Genomic DNA, 17,789 nt, shown 5'->3' with positions numbered 1-17,789 from the left:
TCTTCTCATTCCAAGTTAAAATCAATTTATTCCTATTTTTTTAAAATAGTTTCTGTTAAAAAGTATTCTTTTATCGTTTGGTCTGAATGTTGCAGCGAGTTCATTGTGTTTAAATGCAAGCTTGTGTTTTCCAAGCTTATCATAACATACACATAGTTGAAGATGTGGAAGCCATGTCCAGCATGCATCATTAAAAAAGCCAAGGCTTTCTTTTGGCTTTTTTAAATTTGCAGCTGTTTCATACCAAAATGTGGCTTCATTTATTTTATTTTCTTTTAAATAGGAAAAACCGAGTCTGCAACAGATTTCAGCTCTTGGAATAGCGTATTCAAAGCTTTTAAAAGCATATCTTCTGCATAGTTCCTCATTATTAATGGATTGATAATAATCACAAATTTTACCACAAACATTTATATTGTCCTCGTACCATCCACGCTTTGAATCGAGAAAATTATTATAATATTTTAGGGCTTCTTTGAACATGCGGTGGTCATATAGCTCATTTCCGTAGTATAATGTATCCCTTGGAGTAAATTTTACTCCTTCTTTTAATTTATTCTGAAATATCTCCAGGTTTCGTTTTGGAGAATAATTTATTTTTTTGTGGGTTACACTTATGTCGCTGTTAAATATATTCCCATATACTTCTAAATATTCATGAACGAATCCTATCCATTTAAAGTATTTTTCTCTTTTCACCAGTCGGTTGCGTCTGTATGACATTGTAGCATTGCCATATTCGTCAAAACTTATATTATATTTCATTGTTACAGAATCGACTGAAGGATCCAGGTTACTTTTTAGATTTTTAAATTTTTCTGCATCTTGGGGTAATATTGTATCGTCAGCGTCAAGCCAGAGAATGTAATCTTTTGATGCTTTTGAAAAAGCGAAATTTCTTGCAGCTGAAAAATCATCAATCCATTTAAAGTCATATATATTATCAGTATATTTTTTTGCTATATTTTTGGTTTCGTCGCTGGAACCGGTATCTACTATTATAAATTCATCGACTATATTTTTTACTGATTTGAGACATCTCTCAAGTGTTTTTTCTTCATTTTTTACTATCATGCATAAGGCAATAGTTATCATATATTCACCTTCCAAAGATTTATACTATTATAATATGAATTCAATGAAAAAAGATGAAGGCTGAATTTCTAATATATTTTTATAAAATAAAAAAGCTGCTGACAAGAATAATCTTATCAGCAGTATTTTTAAATTTAATATTGATTAAAGCAGTCTGTATACTGATCATACAATACCTAAAAATGAATCATTTTCCAAATGAAGATTTATTGTCATTCGGTTTGATTAAGCGGTGTGAATAATTGTGATTCCGGCTTGAACGGAGGTTGCTGAAAAGGTTACAGTATCTCCTGACTGATTTACCAGTGAAACGGTTGAAGGAGCGTCGCTAACGACCACAATAGCGATGCCGCTGATTTGCCCGGAAGTTATTTCAGAGTACGCAGATGGGCCGGCAGTTCCGTCTATTTCTATATTGAAGGAGATGCTTGTTGAATCCCCACCGCTGCTTTCTGAAACCCACCAACTGACATAGTAGACGCCGTTTGTAGAGATTGTAAATTCTCCGTTAACAGGGTTATAGGAAATATCGGGACTATTATCGCTTAAAGTTGTGTTAAATAAAACTGGGTTGCCATTGTCAACAGTGTCATCTTGGGAATCGTCAAGCTGAATCTGAATTCCTGCCAGTTCGCCGGTTGCTCCAGTAGGACCGGTAGGGCCTGTGTCACCAATAGGACCGGTAGCTCCGGTGTCGCCTGTTGCGCCAGTAATTCCAGTAGCTCCAGTATTACCAGTAGCACCGGTATCGCCAATAGGGCCGGTTGCCCCAGTGTTGCCAGTAGCGCCAGTAGCGCCTGTTGTACCAGTAGCTCCGGTAGCGCCAGTATTTCCAGTAGCTCCAGTGTTCCCTGTTGCGCCAGTAATTCCAGTAGCTCCAGTATTACCAGTAGCACCGGTATCGCCAATAGGGCCGGTTGCCCCAGTGTTGCCAGTAGCTCCAGTAGCGCCTGTTGTACCAGTAGCTCCGGTAGCGCCAGTATTTCCAGTGGCTCCAGTGTTACCAGTAGCCCCAGTGTCACCAGTAGCGCCAGTGCTTCCAGTGTCACCAGTATTTCCGGTATCTCCGGTGTTTCCGGTAGCTCCAGTGCTTCCAGTAGCACCAGTATCTCCGGTAGCTCCAGTTGCGCCGGTGTTGCCAGTAACACCAGTATTTCCTGTTACTCCAGTGGCACCGATAGGGCCTGTTGCCCCGGTATCTCCAATAGGACCGGTAGCTCCAGTGGCTCCGGTGTTACCTGTTGCACCAGTAGACCCAGTGTTACCAGTAGCCCCGGTATTTCCGGTATCTCCAGTGTTTCCGGTAGCTCCAGTAGCGCCAGTATTGCCAGTAGCCCCAGTGTCACCAGTAGCCCCAGTGCTTCCAGTGGCTCCGGTGTTTCCGGTAGCTCCGGTGTCGCCTGTTGCGCCAGTAGCCCCAGTGTCACCAGTAGCTCCAGTGCTTCCAGTAGCTCCAGTATTTCCGGTAGCACCAGTATTTCCGGTAGCCCCAGTGTTACCAGTAGCTCCAGTGATTCCAGTAGCCCCAGTGTCACCAGTAGCGCCAGTGATTCCAGTGGCTCCGGTATCTCCGGTGTTTCCGGTAGCTCCAGTGATTCCAGTGGCCCCAGTGTCGCCAGTAGCGCCAGTGTTACCAGTAGCCCCGGTATTACCAGTAGCGCCAGTATCTCCGGTAGCACCTGTAGCGCCGGTATCTCCAGTAGGACCAGTATCTCCAGTATCACCTGTTGCCCCAGTGTTACCAGTAGCACCGGTATTGCCAGTAGCCCCAGTATCTCCAGTATCACCTGTTGCCCCAGTGTTACCAGTAGCTCCAGTGTTACCAGTAGAGCCGGTGTTTCCAGTAGCACCGGTATTGCCAGTAGCCCCAGTGTCGCCAGTAGCGCCAGTATCTCCGGTAGCCCCAGTGTTTCCAGTATCGCCTGTTGCGCCGGTATCTCCAGTAGGACCAGTAGCACCGGTATCGCCAATAGCTCCGGTAGCGCCAGTATTTCCGGTAGCTCCGGTGTTTCCAGTAGCCCCGGTATTGCCGGTATCACCAGTGCTTCCAGTGCTTCCAGTGTCTCCAGTAGCACCAGTTACGCCAGTGGCTCCTGTATCGCCTGTTGCGCCGGTATCTCCAGTAGGACCAGTATCTCCAGTATCACCTGTTGCACCAGTGTTACCGGTAGCTCCGGTATTGCCAGTAGCCCCAGTGATTCCAGTGGCCCCAATGTCACCAGTAGCGCCGGTAGCTCCAGCGTCGCCGGTGGCCCCAGTTACGCCAGTAACACCAGTATTTCCTGTAGCTCCAGTGGCTCCGGTGTTACCTGTTGCACCAGTAGACCCAGTGTTACCAGTAGCCCCGGTATTTCCGGTATCTCCAGTGTTTCCGGTAGCTCCAGTAGCGCCAGTATTGCCAGTAGCCCCAGTGTCACCAGTAGCCCCAGTATCTCCGGTAGCCCCAGTGTTTCCAGTATCGCCTGTTGCGCCGGTATCTCCAGTAGGACCAGTAGCACCGGTATCGCCAATAGCTCCGGTATCGCCAGTATTTCCGGTAGCTCCGGTGTTACCAGTAGCCCCAGTGTCGCCAGTAGCCCCAGTATTTCCTGTAGCACCAGTGTTTCCAGTAGCACCGGTGTCACCAGTAGCGCCTGTTGTACCAGTGGCTCCAGTAGCTCCAGTATTACCGGTAGCTCCGGTATTGCCAGTGGCTCCGGTATTTCCAGTAGCCCCAGTATTACCAGTAGCTCCGGTATCTCCTGTTGCCCCAGTGGCACATGTGCAGCCGGTAGGTGTTGAGGAAGAATATTCAACATTTAAGAATGGACGTTGAGATTCAACTTGCCATTCTTTAGAAAAGTAACCTAGTACAGCACTTGCGAAATTTTCTATTCCAACCAATGTTATTCCATTATTGGTGGTTATATTATTAAACCAGTCATATACTAGATTTGTTATATCAATGCTTATAAAGTTTTCTAGATCTGCATCTGTTACATTAATAGAATAAATTGTTGGGTTTAATCCAGGTGCATTATTCCACGTAACTGTATCTTCTGAAAAATCACTTGAATTTGTATAAACACTTACAGTTTGAGGTGACAATACTGCATCAGGAGAATCTTTTCTGTAGACAAATAGTTCTAGTGATGCCTGTACGATATTGCTTCCTGGTGGAATGGAAGACAAATCAAATTTAAACAGGCTCCTGTATATATCATTTGGTCCCACGAATGATCCTGTAAACAATAGACTTGAAGTACCAAAATTAATGTTGGGATTGGATTTTAATATATAGGAGTCATCACTAGGAGTGATCTGTATAAAGGGCATATTTTATCTCTCCTTTTATTGTCTTTTGTCATAGTGCCAATATGAAAATGCACTAGTATAATATATGATTTTGTTATAAAATTGGGTACATTTATATATGACTTGAGTATGAAGATGAGATTTGGGATTTTGAGGTTTTAAAATTTATTTATGTATGAATATGTAAAGTTCTTGGTGAATAATTTACCCGGGATTCAAGATCCCGGGTTTTAAAAGTTTAAGTTAGCAGGAGCATGAAGAACTTCCGCAGGCAGCCACTGCACCAAGAGTTGCATTGTTGATTGTGAGAGTACCTACGGTAACAGCACTAGTTACAGTAGCAACTACGGTATAAGTGCAGCAATCGTTAAAACAAGAATCACAATCGCAGGTAAAGAATGAAAATGTCTGGCTGGAAAGTAATGCAACTAGGTTAAAAGACCATGAAGGCCCAACAGGCACGGGAGTCAGCTGATTTCCACACTGTTTGAATACTTGAAAGTTTATTGTACCGGTAAATGCAACAGAAGCGATAAGGTTACTTGCAAATTCGAGTTTTACGCATGGATCTTTTAAACCGGAAGTATTTAAGGTCAATGAGGAAACTGTAAATGTAGTGCCTGCTACAGCTGCGGCAGGTATTGTGACTGTACCGGGACAGCCGCATTTTACTATTGCCTGGCAATTGCTTTTTTTCTGACTGCTTTCGCTTTTGCAGGGATCGCAATCATCTTTATAGTATTTTGACATTGAATTCATAAATCAAATCCTCCTTTATTTATATGAATCAGATTGAATGAATATATTATTGAGTCTCTAATATAATATATGAATTTTGTTAAAAAAAGTGATGACAAAGGTTAACTTAACTAAAAAGGCTTTGTTTGTTTAATCATAGTTGAAGTCATCGTCGTAGTCGGGAAATAAAGGTTCAAGGTTTTGATCAGGGTAAAATTTAGGAACAGGAGCTTTTTCGAATATTTCGCATGGATCTTCTTCAGGTTCTTCATCGCAGGGTTCTTTTGGAATAGGACAATAGTTGTAGGATGGAATTAGAAGCTGAACTTTAAGCTCACATTTTACTACGATGTAATATCCAAGTATAATATCGAGCACGCAGTCGCCGGCTGAATCTTTTGTAAGGGTTCCGTCAAGAGCCTGTGCTACCATTTCAAGTTTTATTATATTTGAATCATTTTTGCAGGAAGTATCTTGTGTAAAAGTGTCTGAAATTTCGGCAATTGAATCAGGACAGTAGAATTTTCCAATTACATCTGTCCTGCTAATTTCGAAAAATTCAGTTTTGTTTACATTATTTTCATCTATATAATCTGCGTAAAAAGAGATCACATAGGAAATATTCATTTTTTTAAATCCATCTTTCCCTGAAAGGGGTACTTTGTTTACCGATGTCAAATTTATATTAAAATCCCTGCTGCCGATGTAAGTTTTAGGATTGTCAAGAGCATTGCTTCTTAATTCACAATCTGTTTTTTTTGTGTCCGGGCCTTCACTGTATACAAGACACCTTTTGATTAAGCATTGATCAAATACTTTAGGTACTTCAATGCAAACTAATTCAGAAGGATCGGGCAAATAGCCCTGTTTATTTACAATACCGGGATGCGGTACGAATTTATTGAAATTAATGGACATAAATTCTCCTCCTTTTAATATTATCTTAAGATAGATATACAATGCTTACATTACATTCTATGATTTGTTTCTGCAATTGTGATTTTGTGTAATACATTTTAATATAATTTTATAGAATATAAGTAGAAAGGAGGAATATATCATGAAGAATAAGTGTCCTTGGATAATTGACCTGCAAGATAATATATTGAAGGTTTATTTGAATGATAAATATGAACTTGTATATAAGATATGTGATAATGGTGTTTTTGGTGACGAAAGGATTATTGACAGGAATGTAGTTGAATTTTCAATATGCCTTCAGGACGAAATGATTAATATTGTATATATAAATAATAAACAGGAAGTTAGATATTGTACGCAGAAAGAAGAAAAATGGTTTGGAGAAAAACTATATGATATAAATGCAGATAAATTTAATATAGAAGATTTGAAAATTGTAATTTTACAGGGGAAAATGCACATATTTTATTTAATGAGTGAAATGGATGGAAGCAATCATGGAATTTTAAAACATTGTCTGTGGAATGGAGAAGAAATAAAGCTGAGTACTATTCAGCATATAGTATTGTCCGAAAGTGTCTATGTAAATTATAGAATACAGATTGATGAGGAAAAGAATATAGATATTTTTTTTATATCCTATATAGGAAATGAACAATCTTTTAATTATATGACATATAGACAGAATAAGTGGAGCTCGGCAAGAAGATTATATGGAATTCAGGGAGATAAAATAATGTTTCAAGTTATAAACACGCCCTATGAATTCAATATTGTTAATAAATTAAAAGATGGCAATGTGTATTCACTTGAACATGTTCTTGTTGGAAACAATATGAAGATGAGAGAGTTTGAAATTTACAAAGGTATAGAAGAACCACTGAATCCAATAATGATTTATGCTCATAATAAATTATTTTCTGCTTGGAATGACAAAAAGTATATATTTCTTTCAAAGTACAGCTTTGGAAAATGGGATGGTCCTTTAAGACTTAAGAAGCCACAGGAGGTTGATATTGAAACGGTTAATCTTTTGAGTCGAGGCAATAATGAAATTCCCAAAATCGTGTATGCTAAAAAAGATGATAAGGTTCATATAGTCAATTTTAAGGAACTTTCAAAGGCTCATTTTGAAAACTTGCCTGAGAAAGAAGAAACTGATAATTTGAAGATAAAGGCTGATGAAGAAAGTATCGATGAAATAAAAGAAAAGTTCAAAGAAATATGTTATGAAAACAATGTATTAAAAGAAAAAATAGAGTCTTTCAGTTCACATATGAAGAAAAAGAAATTGATTCAAAGGGAATATGAGGAAAAAATAGATAGAATGCTTGACGAAAGAAAAAAATTAAAGGAAAACCTAAAATTTTTTATGGAAGTAAGGCAAAATATCCAGAAGGAACTTGATGAAGCCAAAAGGCAGGTTGCAAAGAAAAATGCTTCAATAAACAATATAAAAAGTAATTTAAATAAAAATAATAGATATATAAAGATCATTACAGAAGAGTTAAAAGCTGCCATGGACGAAAATGCAAAACTCAAGGAACAACTTGAAGTTGAAAAAAACCAGTCTTTTGTAACAAAATTGTTTAAAAAGAGAGAATAAATTATATACCTCAATACACATGTTTGGAGATGAATTATATATAGTGTAAAGAGGTATACAGTGACAGGAAACATATAAATATATGGAAAGATAATTAATGTACATTTATGGCTTAATCTTTAACATAGTTTTCTTAGTTATGCTTTAATTATAATATGTCTAGATTATGGGTGAATTTCCGGCTTTAATTTAAAAATAAATATACTCGTGGGTTTATTATTTACTTATGTTGATGTATAAAATTGCAAAACTTAATTAGTCGAAATCATCTTCATCATCGTCTTCGTCGTTGCTGTCTGAACAAGGTTCGGAGTCATTGAAAAGTGGTTTTAAGTGCTGGTCAGGATAGAATTTAGGTACAGGCGATTTTTTGAACTTTTCACATACATTTTCCTCAGGTTCAGGTGCACAAGGTTCCTTAGGTACAGGGCAGTAACTATAGGCAGGAATAAGCAGTTGAACTGTTATTTCACATTTTACAACAATATAATAGCCTAAAGTTATGTCTAGAAAGTTCAAATTGTCACATTCAATTAATTTGCCCTGTAGAGCATCTGCCACCATTTCGAGTTTTATCACATTCGAATTGAAGTTTTGGGATGTTTCTGAGTTTATATGGCTGTCGCATATTTGGGATAGTGAATCCGGACAATAAAATTTCCCAATTACATCTTTTCTGTTTATTTCAAAAAATTCGCATTTGTTTACTGCATTGCAGTCAATGTAATCTGCATAGAAAGATATGACATAGCAGATAACTAATTTTTTGAATCCTTTTTCACCTCTTATTGGAATTTGGTCTACGGATTTCAATGTGATTTTAAAATCCCTGCATCCCACATATATTTTAGGATTTTCTAAAGGGTTGCTTCTAAGTTCACAATCAGTTTTATTTGTATCAGGTCCTTTTTTATATAATATGCATCTTTTGATCAAGCATTGGTCAAATACTTTAGGTACCTCAACGCAAACCAGTTCTGATGGATCCGGCAGATGTCCTTGTTTATTTACAAGACCGGGACGAGGTACAAATTTTTTAAAGCTTATTGACATAGTTTTCCTCCTTTTAAGAAGTATACAATATTTACATTATATATTATGCTTAAACATTCTAGTTGTGATTTTTTTTAGAATGTATTTTAAATGAAAAATAGGAAATCCCCTTAACTTCTTTAATATATAATATATAAGTTAGTAAAATTTAGTCACAATTTTATTGAAAAAAAATATATATCTTTGAATATACAAAGTATTACTATATAATAAATATTGTGCAAGGAGATGAAAATATGAAAGACATAGAACTTCTGTCGCCTGCAGGAAATATGGAAAGCTTGTATGCTTCAGTTCAAGCTGGAGCTGATGCAGTTTATATTGGCGGAGACAAATTTTCAGCAAGAGCATATGCTGGAAATTTTGATAATGAATCTATGAAGTCTGCAGTTGTATACTGTCATACATATGCTGTAAAGGTATATGTAACTGTGAACACTGTTATAAAAGATTCTGAATTTAAAGATGCACTTTCCTATGCAGCCTTTTTAGAAGAAGCTGGTGTAGATGGAATTATAGTCCAGGATATTGGATTTGCATATGGTGTCAAAAAATATTTGCCTGATTTAAAACTTCATGCATCGACTCAGATGACGGTGCACAACATGGAAGGAGCGTTAATGCTTCAATCCATTGGTTTTGACAGGATTGTTCTTTCAAGAGAACTTTCTCTTGAAGAGATAAAGTATATATCAACCAATATTGCTGCTGAAACAGAAATATTTATACACGGAGCTCTCTGTGTATGTTACTCTGGACAATGTCTTATGAGCAGTATGATAGGTGGCAGGAGCGGAAACCGCGGAAGATGTGCCCAGCCCTGCAGACTTCCATACAGTATAGTCAGGGATTCTGATAAAGTTTCAAGGAGGGGATATCTTTTAAGTCCAAAGGACATGTGTACCATTGAGAATATAAAGGACATAATTGAAAGTGGTGCCTGTTCACTTAAAATTGAGGGAAGAATGAAAAAACCTGAATATGCTGCAGGAGTTACTTTAGAGTATAGAAAAGCTGTTGACTCATATAAATCATACAAGAATACGGAAGAAAGTAAAAAAAGGTTAATGAAGCTTTTTAACAGGCAGGGGTTCACAAAGGCATATTTGTTTAAAAATACAGGAAGAGATATGATGTCTTATTTGTATCCCAAAAATACGGGAATTAGGTTAGGTAGAGTTTCAAATGACAAGGAAATTATACTTGAAGATGACATATCCTTGGGTGATGGAATTAGAAATGATAAAAGTGGTTTTAATGTATTTAGGATATTAAAGCATAATAAAGAAATGAAAAAAGCCTTTATAGGGGAAAAGGTAAATCTTTTTCCATCTAATTATAAAAAAGGTGATATGCTTTATAAAACTTCGGATGTTGAACAGATGAAGCAGCTTAAAAGTATATATGATGATCCTTATAATAAGAAGATAGAATTGAATTTAAAAATTCAATTTACGGTAGGAAAAGCTATAATCGTTGAAACTTCATATCTTGGAAGAAAATTTACTGTAGAGGGCGATATTGTGCAAAAAGCCATGAAGATGCCCCTTGACAAAGTTAGAATAAAATCAAGTTTCTGCAAAACGGGAAAGACTCCTTTTGTGTTTTCAAATATACAATTTGAATGTTTTGAAGAAGGATTTCTTCCTATATCTGCGTTGAATTCAATTAGGCGCAGTCTTCTTGAAAGTGTTCAAAAATACATATTGGAGAAGAATAAAACTTCAGCAGGAGAAACGGCGGATGTATTTGAAATTGACAAAGCTAATAGTCAAATAAGCAGCGCACCTTTCAAAATGGCAGTGGTTTCAAATAGGGAACAGCTGAGGGCGGTTCTTGAGTCAAAGCTTGAGTTTATATGTATAAATCCATTTATGAAGAAAAGTAAATTTAGCCTTGAAGATATAAAAAACAAAAAAGTGTATATTGTGGTACCAAACATAGTGAAAAGTGAATTTGAGTACATATGCAGTTACATTCAAAAAAATTCTGATAGAATTCAGGGAATTATTACATCAAATCTTGGAATAATAAATAAATTTAAAGGAACCATGAATATTATAGGCGATTATAAGCTTAATATAACAAATGAAAACTCACTTGAATTTTATGACTCATTTATAGATTCGGCATGTATAAGTGTGGAACTAAGTAAAAATGAAATAAAGAAGATGCTTAAAAATAAAAAACACCCATCTCAGATGCTTGTATATGGAAGAGCCCAACTTATGGTTAGTGAATATTGTGTTATAGGAAGTACGTTTGGAGAAAAAAGTTCATTGAAGGAATGTAAAGGTGCATGCAGTGACAGTAAATATTTGCTTGTTGATAGGAAAAATGTGGGGTTTCCCGTAGAGGTTGATGAGTTTTGCAGGTGTTATATATATAATAGTGTACCTACAAATTTGTTATCGAATATAGAAGAATTGAAAGATGCAGGAGTGAATAGTTTTAGAATAGATTTTACAGATGAAACGTATGAGCAGACCAAGAGTATAATTGATGCATTTTTGATGGAAAAATGGAGCGGAGATTTTTCTGGATTTACAAGGGGACATTATAAAAAAGGAATAGAATAAATTATATTTGTTTGTGAAAGGGGCTTTGCTAAACAATATGAATTACAAATCTCTAAAAATTCTTGAATTTGATAAAGTAAAACGAAGTTTAAAAGAATATGCCAATACTGATGCAGCAAGGGATATAATAGAAATGCTGCAGCCATATTCAAATATATATGAAGCTGAAAACCATCTGGAAGAAACAGATGAGGCATTTAAATTGCTTATAATAAAAGGCAATCCACCATTTGAAGGAGTTTGTGACGTAAGGGTCGGAATAACAATGGCAAAAAAAGGGTCGGTGCTTACACCTGTTCAAATTTTAAGAATAGGTGCTGTGCTTCGTTCTTCAAGAAGGTTTAAAAAATATATTGAACATGATGAAAACGAAAAGCCGTTTAGAATAATAGAGGATATATGTTCCGGAATTACGGAATTTAAAACACTGGAAAAGAAAATATTTGAATCCATAGAAAATGAAAATGAAGTTTCTGACAGAGCGAGTTCAAAATTATATAACATAAGAAGAAGCCTTAGAAACAAAAATTCTTCTATAAGAGATAAGGTTGGATCGCTTGTAAGAGGCTATTCTAAATATCTGCAGGATTCCCTTTATACAATGAGAGGTGAAAGATACGTTCTTCCAGTAAGGGCTGAATACAAGTCGTATGTTCCAGGACTTGTACATGATCAAAGCTCAAGCGGGGCTACTTTGTATATAGAGCCTATGGGACTTGTAAATCTGAATAATGAAATAAAACAGCTTATGCTTGAGGAGAAAAATGAAATAGATAGAATACTTTCGGAATTGTCGGGTGAAATATATGATGACATATCAGCGATTGAAGTGAATTCCAGAATACTGTGGGAACTTGACTTTATATTTGCAAAGGCAAGGTTTGCGGGAGACGGCAATTGTACAATACCAAAGATAAGCGAAAGCGGCATAGTAAATATAATACAGGGAAGGCATCCATTGATAGAGATAAAAAAAGCTGTTCCAATGGATCTTCATATGGGAGATAAATTCAAATCGCTTGTTATAACAGGTCCCAATACGGGAGGAAAAACCGTTACGCTGAAAACAATCGGGCTTTTGCATATTATGGCTTTGAGTGGACTTATGATACCTGCATCGCAAAATTCACAGGTAGGTTTTTTCACTGAGATTTTTGCGGATATAGGCGATGAACAGAGTATTGAACAGAGTTTATCTACATTTTCCTCGCATATGACCAATATAGTGGATATAATTGAAAAAGCGGATGAGAAGTCCCTTGTACTGTTTGATGAACTTGGGGCAGGTACTGATCCCACAGAAGGAGCGGCACTTGCGGTTTCAATACTTGAAACATTGAAAAGAAGAAATGCTTCTATAGTTGCAACAACTCACTACAGCGAACTCAAAGTGTATGCACTTAAAACCGAAGGGGTGGAGAATGCTTCGGTTGAATTTGATATAAAAACCTTAAGACCAACTTATAGACTTATAGTGGGTGCACCTGGAAAATCAAATGCATTTGAAATATCAAAAAGGCTCGGTCTGCCTGATTTTGTAATAGAAAATGCCAGATTGAACATATCGAGTGATGCATTGAAGTTTGAAGATTTGATTCAGAATCTTCAAGATAAAAATCTTGAAGCGGAAAAGTATATGCGTGATGCCAGAAATCTTAAAATTGAAACTGAAAAATTCAAAGAAAGATATGAAGAAAAATATAAAAAGTTTCAGAATACAAGGGAAAATGCCGTTATAGAGGCACGCAGAGAAGCAAGAAATATAATAAGAAATACAAAACAAGAGGCGGATACAATACTGAAGGAAATGAGAAAGCTCGAGGAGACGGGACTTAAAAGTGATGTACGAAGGAAGCTTGAGATGCAGAGAAAAAGTATTGGTGAAAAACTCGAGGAGGCCGAAAACAAACTTTATTCTCATAAAAATAAGACTGGAAGAGGACAGGTTAAAAATGTAGAAGGTGGGGAAGAAGTATTTTTACCACAGCTCAATCAAAATGTAATTGTGCTTACAAAGCCGGATGCAAGAGGAGGGCTTAAGGTTCAGGCGGGAATAATGAAAATAGATGTGAACATTAAAGACCTTGAGATGCCAAAAGCAACCTTAGGCAAACAGAAAAAATCGGAAAAAAGAGCCCTCAAACTTAATATGAAATCGGTGTCCAACTCAGTGGATTTAAGAGGCATGGATTCTATAGAAGCAGTTTATACTACAGACAAGTATATTGATGATGCATATATGGGAGGACTTAAAGAAGTTACTATAATACATGGCAAGGGAACTGGAATTCTCAGAAATTCCATAAATGAAATGCTGAAACGCAATTCCCATGTGAAAAGCTACAGACTTGGTGAATATGGTGAAGGTGGCACCGGAGTCACGGTGGCCCAGTTAAAGTAAATTTTCTATGAATCGGGAGGAAGTATATGATTTTGGTTAGTGCATGTCTTTGCGGAATCAATACAAGATATGATGGAAAAAGCAATTTAAAAGAAGATGTGTTTGAAATGGTCAGGGACGGAATTGCAATTCCAGTTTGTCCAGAACAACTTGGAGGCTTGGAAACTCCGAGATTTCCATCTGAATTGAAGGATGGATCTGGAAGGGATGTACTACAGGGAAATGCAAGTGTAGTTGATGTCTATGGAAGGAATGTAACTCAAAAATTTTTTAGAGGTGCAGTTGAAACTCTTGAAATATGCAAAAAATTGAATATAAAAAAAGCGGTATTGAAATCGAAAAGTCCATCCTGTGGATTGGGGAAAATTTATGATGGAAGTTTTAAGAGAAAACTTATAGATGGAAATGGAGTAACCTGTGAGCTGCTTCTTCAGAATAATATAGAAGTATTTTGTGAGAATAACTTTCCTTTTGATCTGAAGTAAAAAAAGGCGGTACCTAAATGGTGCCGCTTTTAATTGTTGTCATTAATGAAAACCACCAGCTAATCTGGTGGATATTTATTAGTTCACAACTTTTATATATTCTACTTCGGGATCTTCGGTTCCCTGTACATAAAGACCATTGTCCTTCAACTGCTTTGTATAGTCGACTATCTCCTGTGTTATTTCTTCACCCGGGCAGAGTATAGGTATTCCGGGAGGATAAGCCATTAAAAATTCCCCGCTTGTCATTCCAACGCTGTTTTCTAATAGAATGGATTTTTTATCGGCATTAAAAGCTTCTCTTGGTATTTTTATTTGTTTTGGAATCTCGGGTATATCAATGAAATCAGGCTTTTTTCTCCTGCTTCCATAATATTCGATACTGATTTTTTTTAACGCACATATAAGGGCATCCATATTTTTGTGCGTATCACCAAATGACCCTACTGCAAGAATATTATATATGTCGCAAAGTTCCATTTGTATTCTGTATTTGTTTGACAATATTGTCTCAAGGTCATATCCTGTGATTCCAAGATCTCTGCAGCTTATTGTAATTTTGGTGGGATCAAGTGAAAACACACCTGAATTTCCAATAAGTTCATTTCCAAAGCAATAAAATCCAGGAATTTTGTTTATATGATATCTGGCATAATTTGCAAGGTCTATTGATTTTTCAATGAGTTCATGACCGTGTATTGCAATCTGCCTTCTGGCACAGTCAAGGGAAGCCATAAGTATATATGAAGGAGATGTAGTCTGAAGCAGTGATAATACCTGTTGCACCCGTCTTACATCAATTCTTCTGGAATTTACATGAAGAAGGGAAGCCTGTGTCATGGCTCCTATTATTTTGTGTGTGCTCTGGCAGCACATGTCGCATCCTGCGTCCATTGCAGAAAGTGGAAGTTTTTCGTTAAAATCCAGGTGTGGGCCGTGAGCCTCATCTACAATTATCGGTATATTGTAACTGTGAACTATATCTGCAATTTTTTTTATATCTGCAGCCACACCATAATAAGTGGGGTTTATAATCAAGACTGCTTTTGCATCAGTATTTTCGGATAATACCCGGGAAACTGTTTCAGGAGTGACTCCATGGGCTATTCCAAGTTTTTTGTCCAGTTCGGGAGGCATGTAAACGGGTATGGCACCGCTTAAAATAATTCCTGCTGTTACGGATTTGTGAACATTTCTTGGTATTAGTATTTTATCTCCAGACCGTACTGCCGACATAATCATTGCTTGTATGGCGCCGGATGTACCTTGAATTGAAAAAAAAGCTGCATCTGATCCATATGCGTCCGCAGCCAGTTCCTGGGCTTTTTTTATCGGACCAGTGGGATGATGGAGGCTGTCGACCATTTTGAAAACAGTGACATCTATTTTAAATGGATTTTCACCCATAAAATCCTTGAATTCCGTGTCTGCGCCTCTTCCTTGTTTGTGTCCTGGGACATGAAAGGGGATCATATTTCTGCTTTTATATTCCATCAATGCATCAAATAGGGGAGTTTCATTTTGATTTAATTTATACAATCCTGCAGCACCTTCTTTAATGAAAATACCCTTCAGGCATTGAAAGTTCAAAGGGTAGTCTTTTTTTCTTGAAAACTAATTATCATTATATGTTAATTGTTTTATAAATTCAATGACGGTTTCGAAAATTATACTTCAAAAATATATATGTTATTATTTAGTAAACACGTTTTTGTGAAAGTGATTTTGCTTATTATTTATAGTATAATTATAAATGTTAAATATTACATTATTATTATTCCAAGATAGAACTATTTTATTATGTTGAATTAAAATCAAATGATTATTTTAATATAGAACTACGGGAGGTATTTATATGTATAAGGATAAGTATGAAGATTGGTTGAATTCCAGTGAGATTGATGACAGAACGAAGTTGGAACTTAAAAATATAAAAGATGAAAAGGAGATAGAAGATAGATTCTATAAGGACCTGGAGTTTGGAACAGGCGGACTAAGAGGAGTAATGGCAGCGGGAACAAACAGAATTAATATATATACTATTAGAAAAGCAACACAAGGCCTGTCAAATTATCTTTTGAGTAAGTATAAGGGAAGAATATCGGTTTCCATAGGATATGATTCTAGAATAAATTCAAGTGAGTTTGCAGCGGAGGCTGCTTTGAATCTCTGTGCAAATGGGATCTCTGTAAATTTGTTTGAAACTTTAAGACCGACTCCCATGCTTTCCTATGCAGTCAGAAAACTGGGAAGCAAGGCGGGAATTGTTATAACTGCATCACATAATCCTAAACGGTACAACGGATATAAAGTTTATGGTGAGGATGGAGGGCAGATTACAGATGCATCTGCCAAGGAAATTTTTGATTATATAGAAAAAGTTGATGGATTTAGGGAAGTAAGAACAATGGATGCAGATGAGGCAAGGAAAAGGAAATTGCTGAATATAATAGGAAATGAAATTGACAAGTCATATATAGAAAGAGTAAAAGGTCTTGGGATAAGAAAAGAGCTTGTAAAATTAAATGCAGAGAAATTGAAAATAATATATACACCTATTCACGGTACTGGAAATATTCCGGTAAGAAGGGCACTTGAAGAACTCGGATATAAAAACGTACATGTAGTATTGGAGCAGGAAAAACCTGATGGAAATTTTCCAACAGCCGAATATCCAAATCCAGAGGATCCAAAAGTATTCAACATAGCGTTAAATATGGCAGAGGATATAAAACCGGATATAATATTTGGTACTGATCCAGATTGTGATAGAATAGGTGTTGTTGTAAAAAATTCAGAAGGGGAATATAAAGTACTTACAGGAAACCAGACAGGCATGCTGCTTACAAATTATATACTTTCTTCTCTTGATGAAGAGGGTATGCTTCCTGAAAATGGAATCATAGTCAAAACCATAGTTACAACGGAAGCAGCAGAAAAAATAGCTGAAAGTTATGGAATAGATGTTATCGATGTGCTTACAGGATTCAAGTATATTGGTGAAAAAATAAAGGAATTCAATGCATCCGGAGAGAAAAAATTTATTTTCGGGTTTGAAGAAAGCTATGGATATCTTGCAGGGGACTTTGTCCGTGACAAGGATGCAGTAATTGCAGCAACACTCATATGTGAAATGGCTCTCTATTACAAACAAAAAGGAATGAACCTTTATGATGCTCTTGTAGAACTTTACAAAAAGTATGGGTTCTATAGAGAAAAGCTTGTGTCTATGGAATTGAAAGGGAAAGAGGGACGCGACAAGATAGAGAAAATAATGCAGTATCTGAGACATTCTATGAAAGATAATCTCGACAATGTTAAAATAATAAAAAAATTGGATTATAGACTGGGTATTGAGAAGGACCTCATAAATATAGACGAAAAGATAATAAATCTTCCAAAATCAAACGTTATTAAATTTGTACTTGAAGATAAATCATGGTTTGTAGTGAGGCCTTCCGGCACCGAGCCTAAAATAAAGATATATCTCTCTGTAATAGGAAGTGATCTTCATGATTCCAGCAGAAAAGTTGAAATACTGGAGAAAAGAATTCAAACTATAATAAGTGATGCATGCAATTGCTGAGCAAATGTAAATAAAATGTAGGTGGAGGATT

General features: G+C 36.6%; 11 protein-coding genes. 5 read left to right on the top strand and 6 right to left on the bottom strand.

The window, feature by feature from the left end:
• Nucleotides 1-21: 21 nt before the first annotated feature.
• The 4 genes from AC4CVH_RS08455 to AC4CVH_RS08440 all read right to left on the bottom strand — a co-directional run bounded on the left by AC4CVH_RS08455 (nt 22) and on the right by AC4CVH_RS08440 (nt 6,045).
• Nucleotides 22-1,095, bottom strand: coding sequence for a glycosyltransferase (locus AC4CVH_RS08455; RefSeq protein ID WP_490787319.1), 1,074 nt, complete (start codon nt 1,093-1,095; stop codon nt 22-24).
• 225 nt (nt 1,096-1,320) lie between these two features.
• Complete coding sequence (locus AC4CVH_RS08450; RefSeq protein WP_490787318.1) at nt 1,321-4,410, bottom strand: DNRLRE domain-containing protein; 3,090 nt, start codon at nt 4,408-4,410, stop codon at nt 1,321-1,323.
• A gap of 222 nt (nt 4,411-4,632) precedes the next feature.
• Nucleotides 4,633-5,148 carry a DUF4489 domain-containing protein gene (locus AC4CVH_RS08445; RefSeq protein WP_490787317.1) on the bottom strand — a complete coding sequence of 172 codons (516 nt, stop codon included), beginning with the start codon at nt 5,146-5,148 and terminating at the stop codon, nt 4,633-4,635.
• A 129-nt stretch (nt 5,149-5,277) separates the two neighbouring features.
• Complete coding sequence (locus AC4CVH_RS08440) at nt 5,278-6,045, bottom strand: hypothetical protein (RefSeq protein WP_490787316.1); 768 nt, start codon at nt 6,043-6,045, stop codon at nt 5,278-5,280.
• A gap of 142 nt (nt 6,046-6,187) precedes the next feature.
• Here AC4CVH_RS08440 and AC4CVH_RS08435 point away from each other — a divergent pair, with 142 nt between their 5' ends.
• Nucleotides 6,188-7,654, top strand: a complete 1,467-nt coding sequence (locus AC4CVH_RS08435) for a hypothetical protein (protein WP_490787315.1) — start codon at nt 6,188-6,190, stop codon at nt 7,652-7,654.
• A 255-nt stretch (nt 7,655-7,909) separates the two neighbouring features.
• On the opposite strand, the gene AC4CVH_RS08430 is transcribed toward AC4CVH_RS08435, so the two are convergent.
• Nucleotides 7,910-8,707 carry a hypothetical protein gene (locus AC4CVH_RS08430; RefSeq protein ID WP_490787314.1) on the bottom strand — a complete coding sequence of 266 codons (798 nt, stop codon included), beginning with the start codon at nt 8,705-8,707 and terminating at the stop codon, nt 7,910-7,912.
• Nucleotides 8,708-8,943: 236 nt separating this feature from the next.
• On the opposite strand from AC4CVH_RS08430, the gene AC4CVH_RS08425 reads away from it, so the two are divergent.
• Genes AC4CVH_RS08425 through AC4CVH_RS08415 form a run of 3 tightly spaced genes read left to right on the top strand, consistent with a single transcriptional unit; the run spans nt 8,944 to nt 14,172 of the window.
• Nucleotides 8,944-11,286, top strand: a complete 2,343-nt coding sequence (locus tag AC4CVH_RS08425; RefSeq protein WP_490787313.1) for a U32 family peptidase — start codon at nt 8,944-8,946, stop codon at nt 11,284-11,286.
• A gap of 37 nt (nt 11,287-11,323) precedes the next feature.
• Entirely contained in the window at nt 11,324-13,687 is a 2,364-nt protein-coding gene (locus AC4CVH_RS08420; protein ID WP_490787312.1) for an endonuclease MutS2, read from the top strand.
• Between the two features lie 26 nt (nt 13,688-13,713).
• On the top strand, nt 13,714-14,172 hold the full coding sequence (locus AC4CVH_RS08415) for a 2-thiouracil desulfurase family protein (RefSeq protein WP_490787311.1): 459 nt from the start codon (nt 13,714-13,716) through the stop codon (nt 14,170-14,172).
• A gap of 78 nt (nt 14,173-14,250) precedes the next feature.
• Here the strand turns inward: AC4CVH_RS08415 and AC4CVH_RS08410 are convergent, their stop codons facing one another.
• The gene (locus AC4CVH_RS08410) at nt 14,251-15,711 is read right to left on the bottom strand and encodes an aminotransferase class I/II-fold pyridoxal phosphate-dependent enzyme (RefSeq protein WP_490787310.1); all 1,461 of its coding nucleotides are present in this window, start codon (nt 15,709-15,711) and stop codon (nt 14,251-14,253) included.
• A gap of 316 nt (nt 15,712-16,027) precedes the next feature.
• On the opposite strand from AC4CVH_RS08410, the gene AC4CVH_RS08405 reads away from it, so the two are divergent.
• Complete coding sequence (locus AC4CVH_RS08405) at nt 16,028-17,758, top strand: phospho-sugar mutase (protein ID WP_490787309.1); 1,731 nt, start codon at nt 16,028-16,030, stop codon at nt 17,756-17,758.
• Nucleotides 17,759-17,789 lie beyond the last annotated feature (31 nt).

Source organism: Clostridium pabulibutyricum, assembly GCF_058242705.1.
This window is presented reverse-complemented; position numbering and strand designations above follow the sequence as displayed.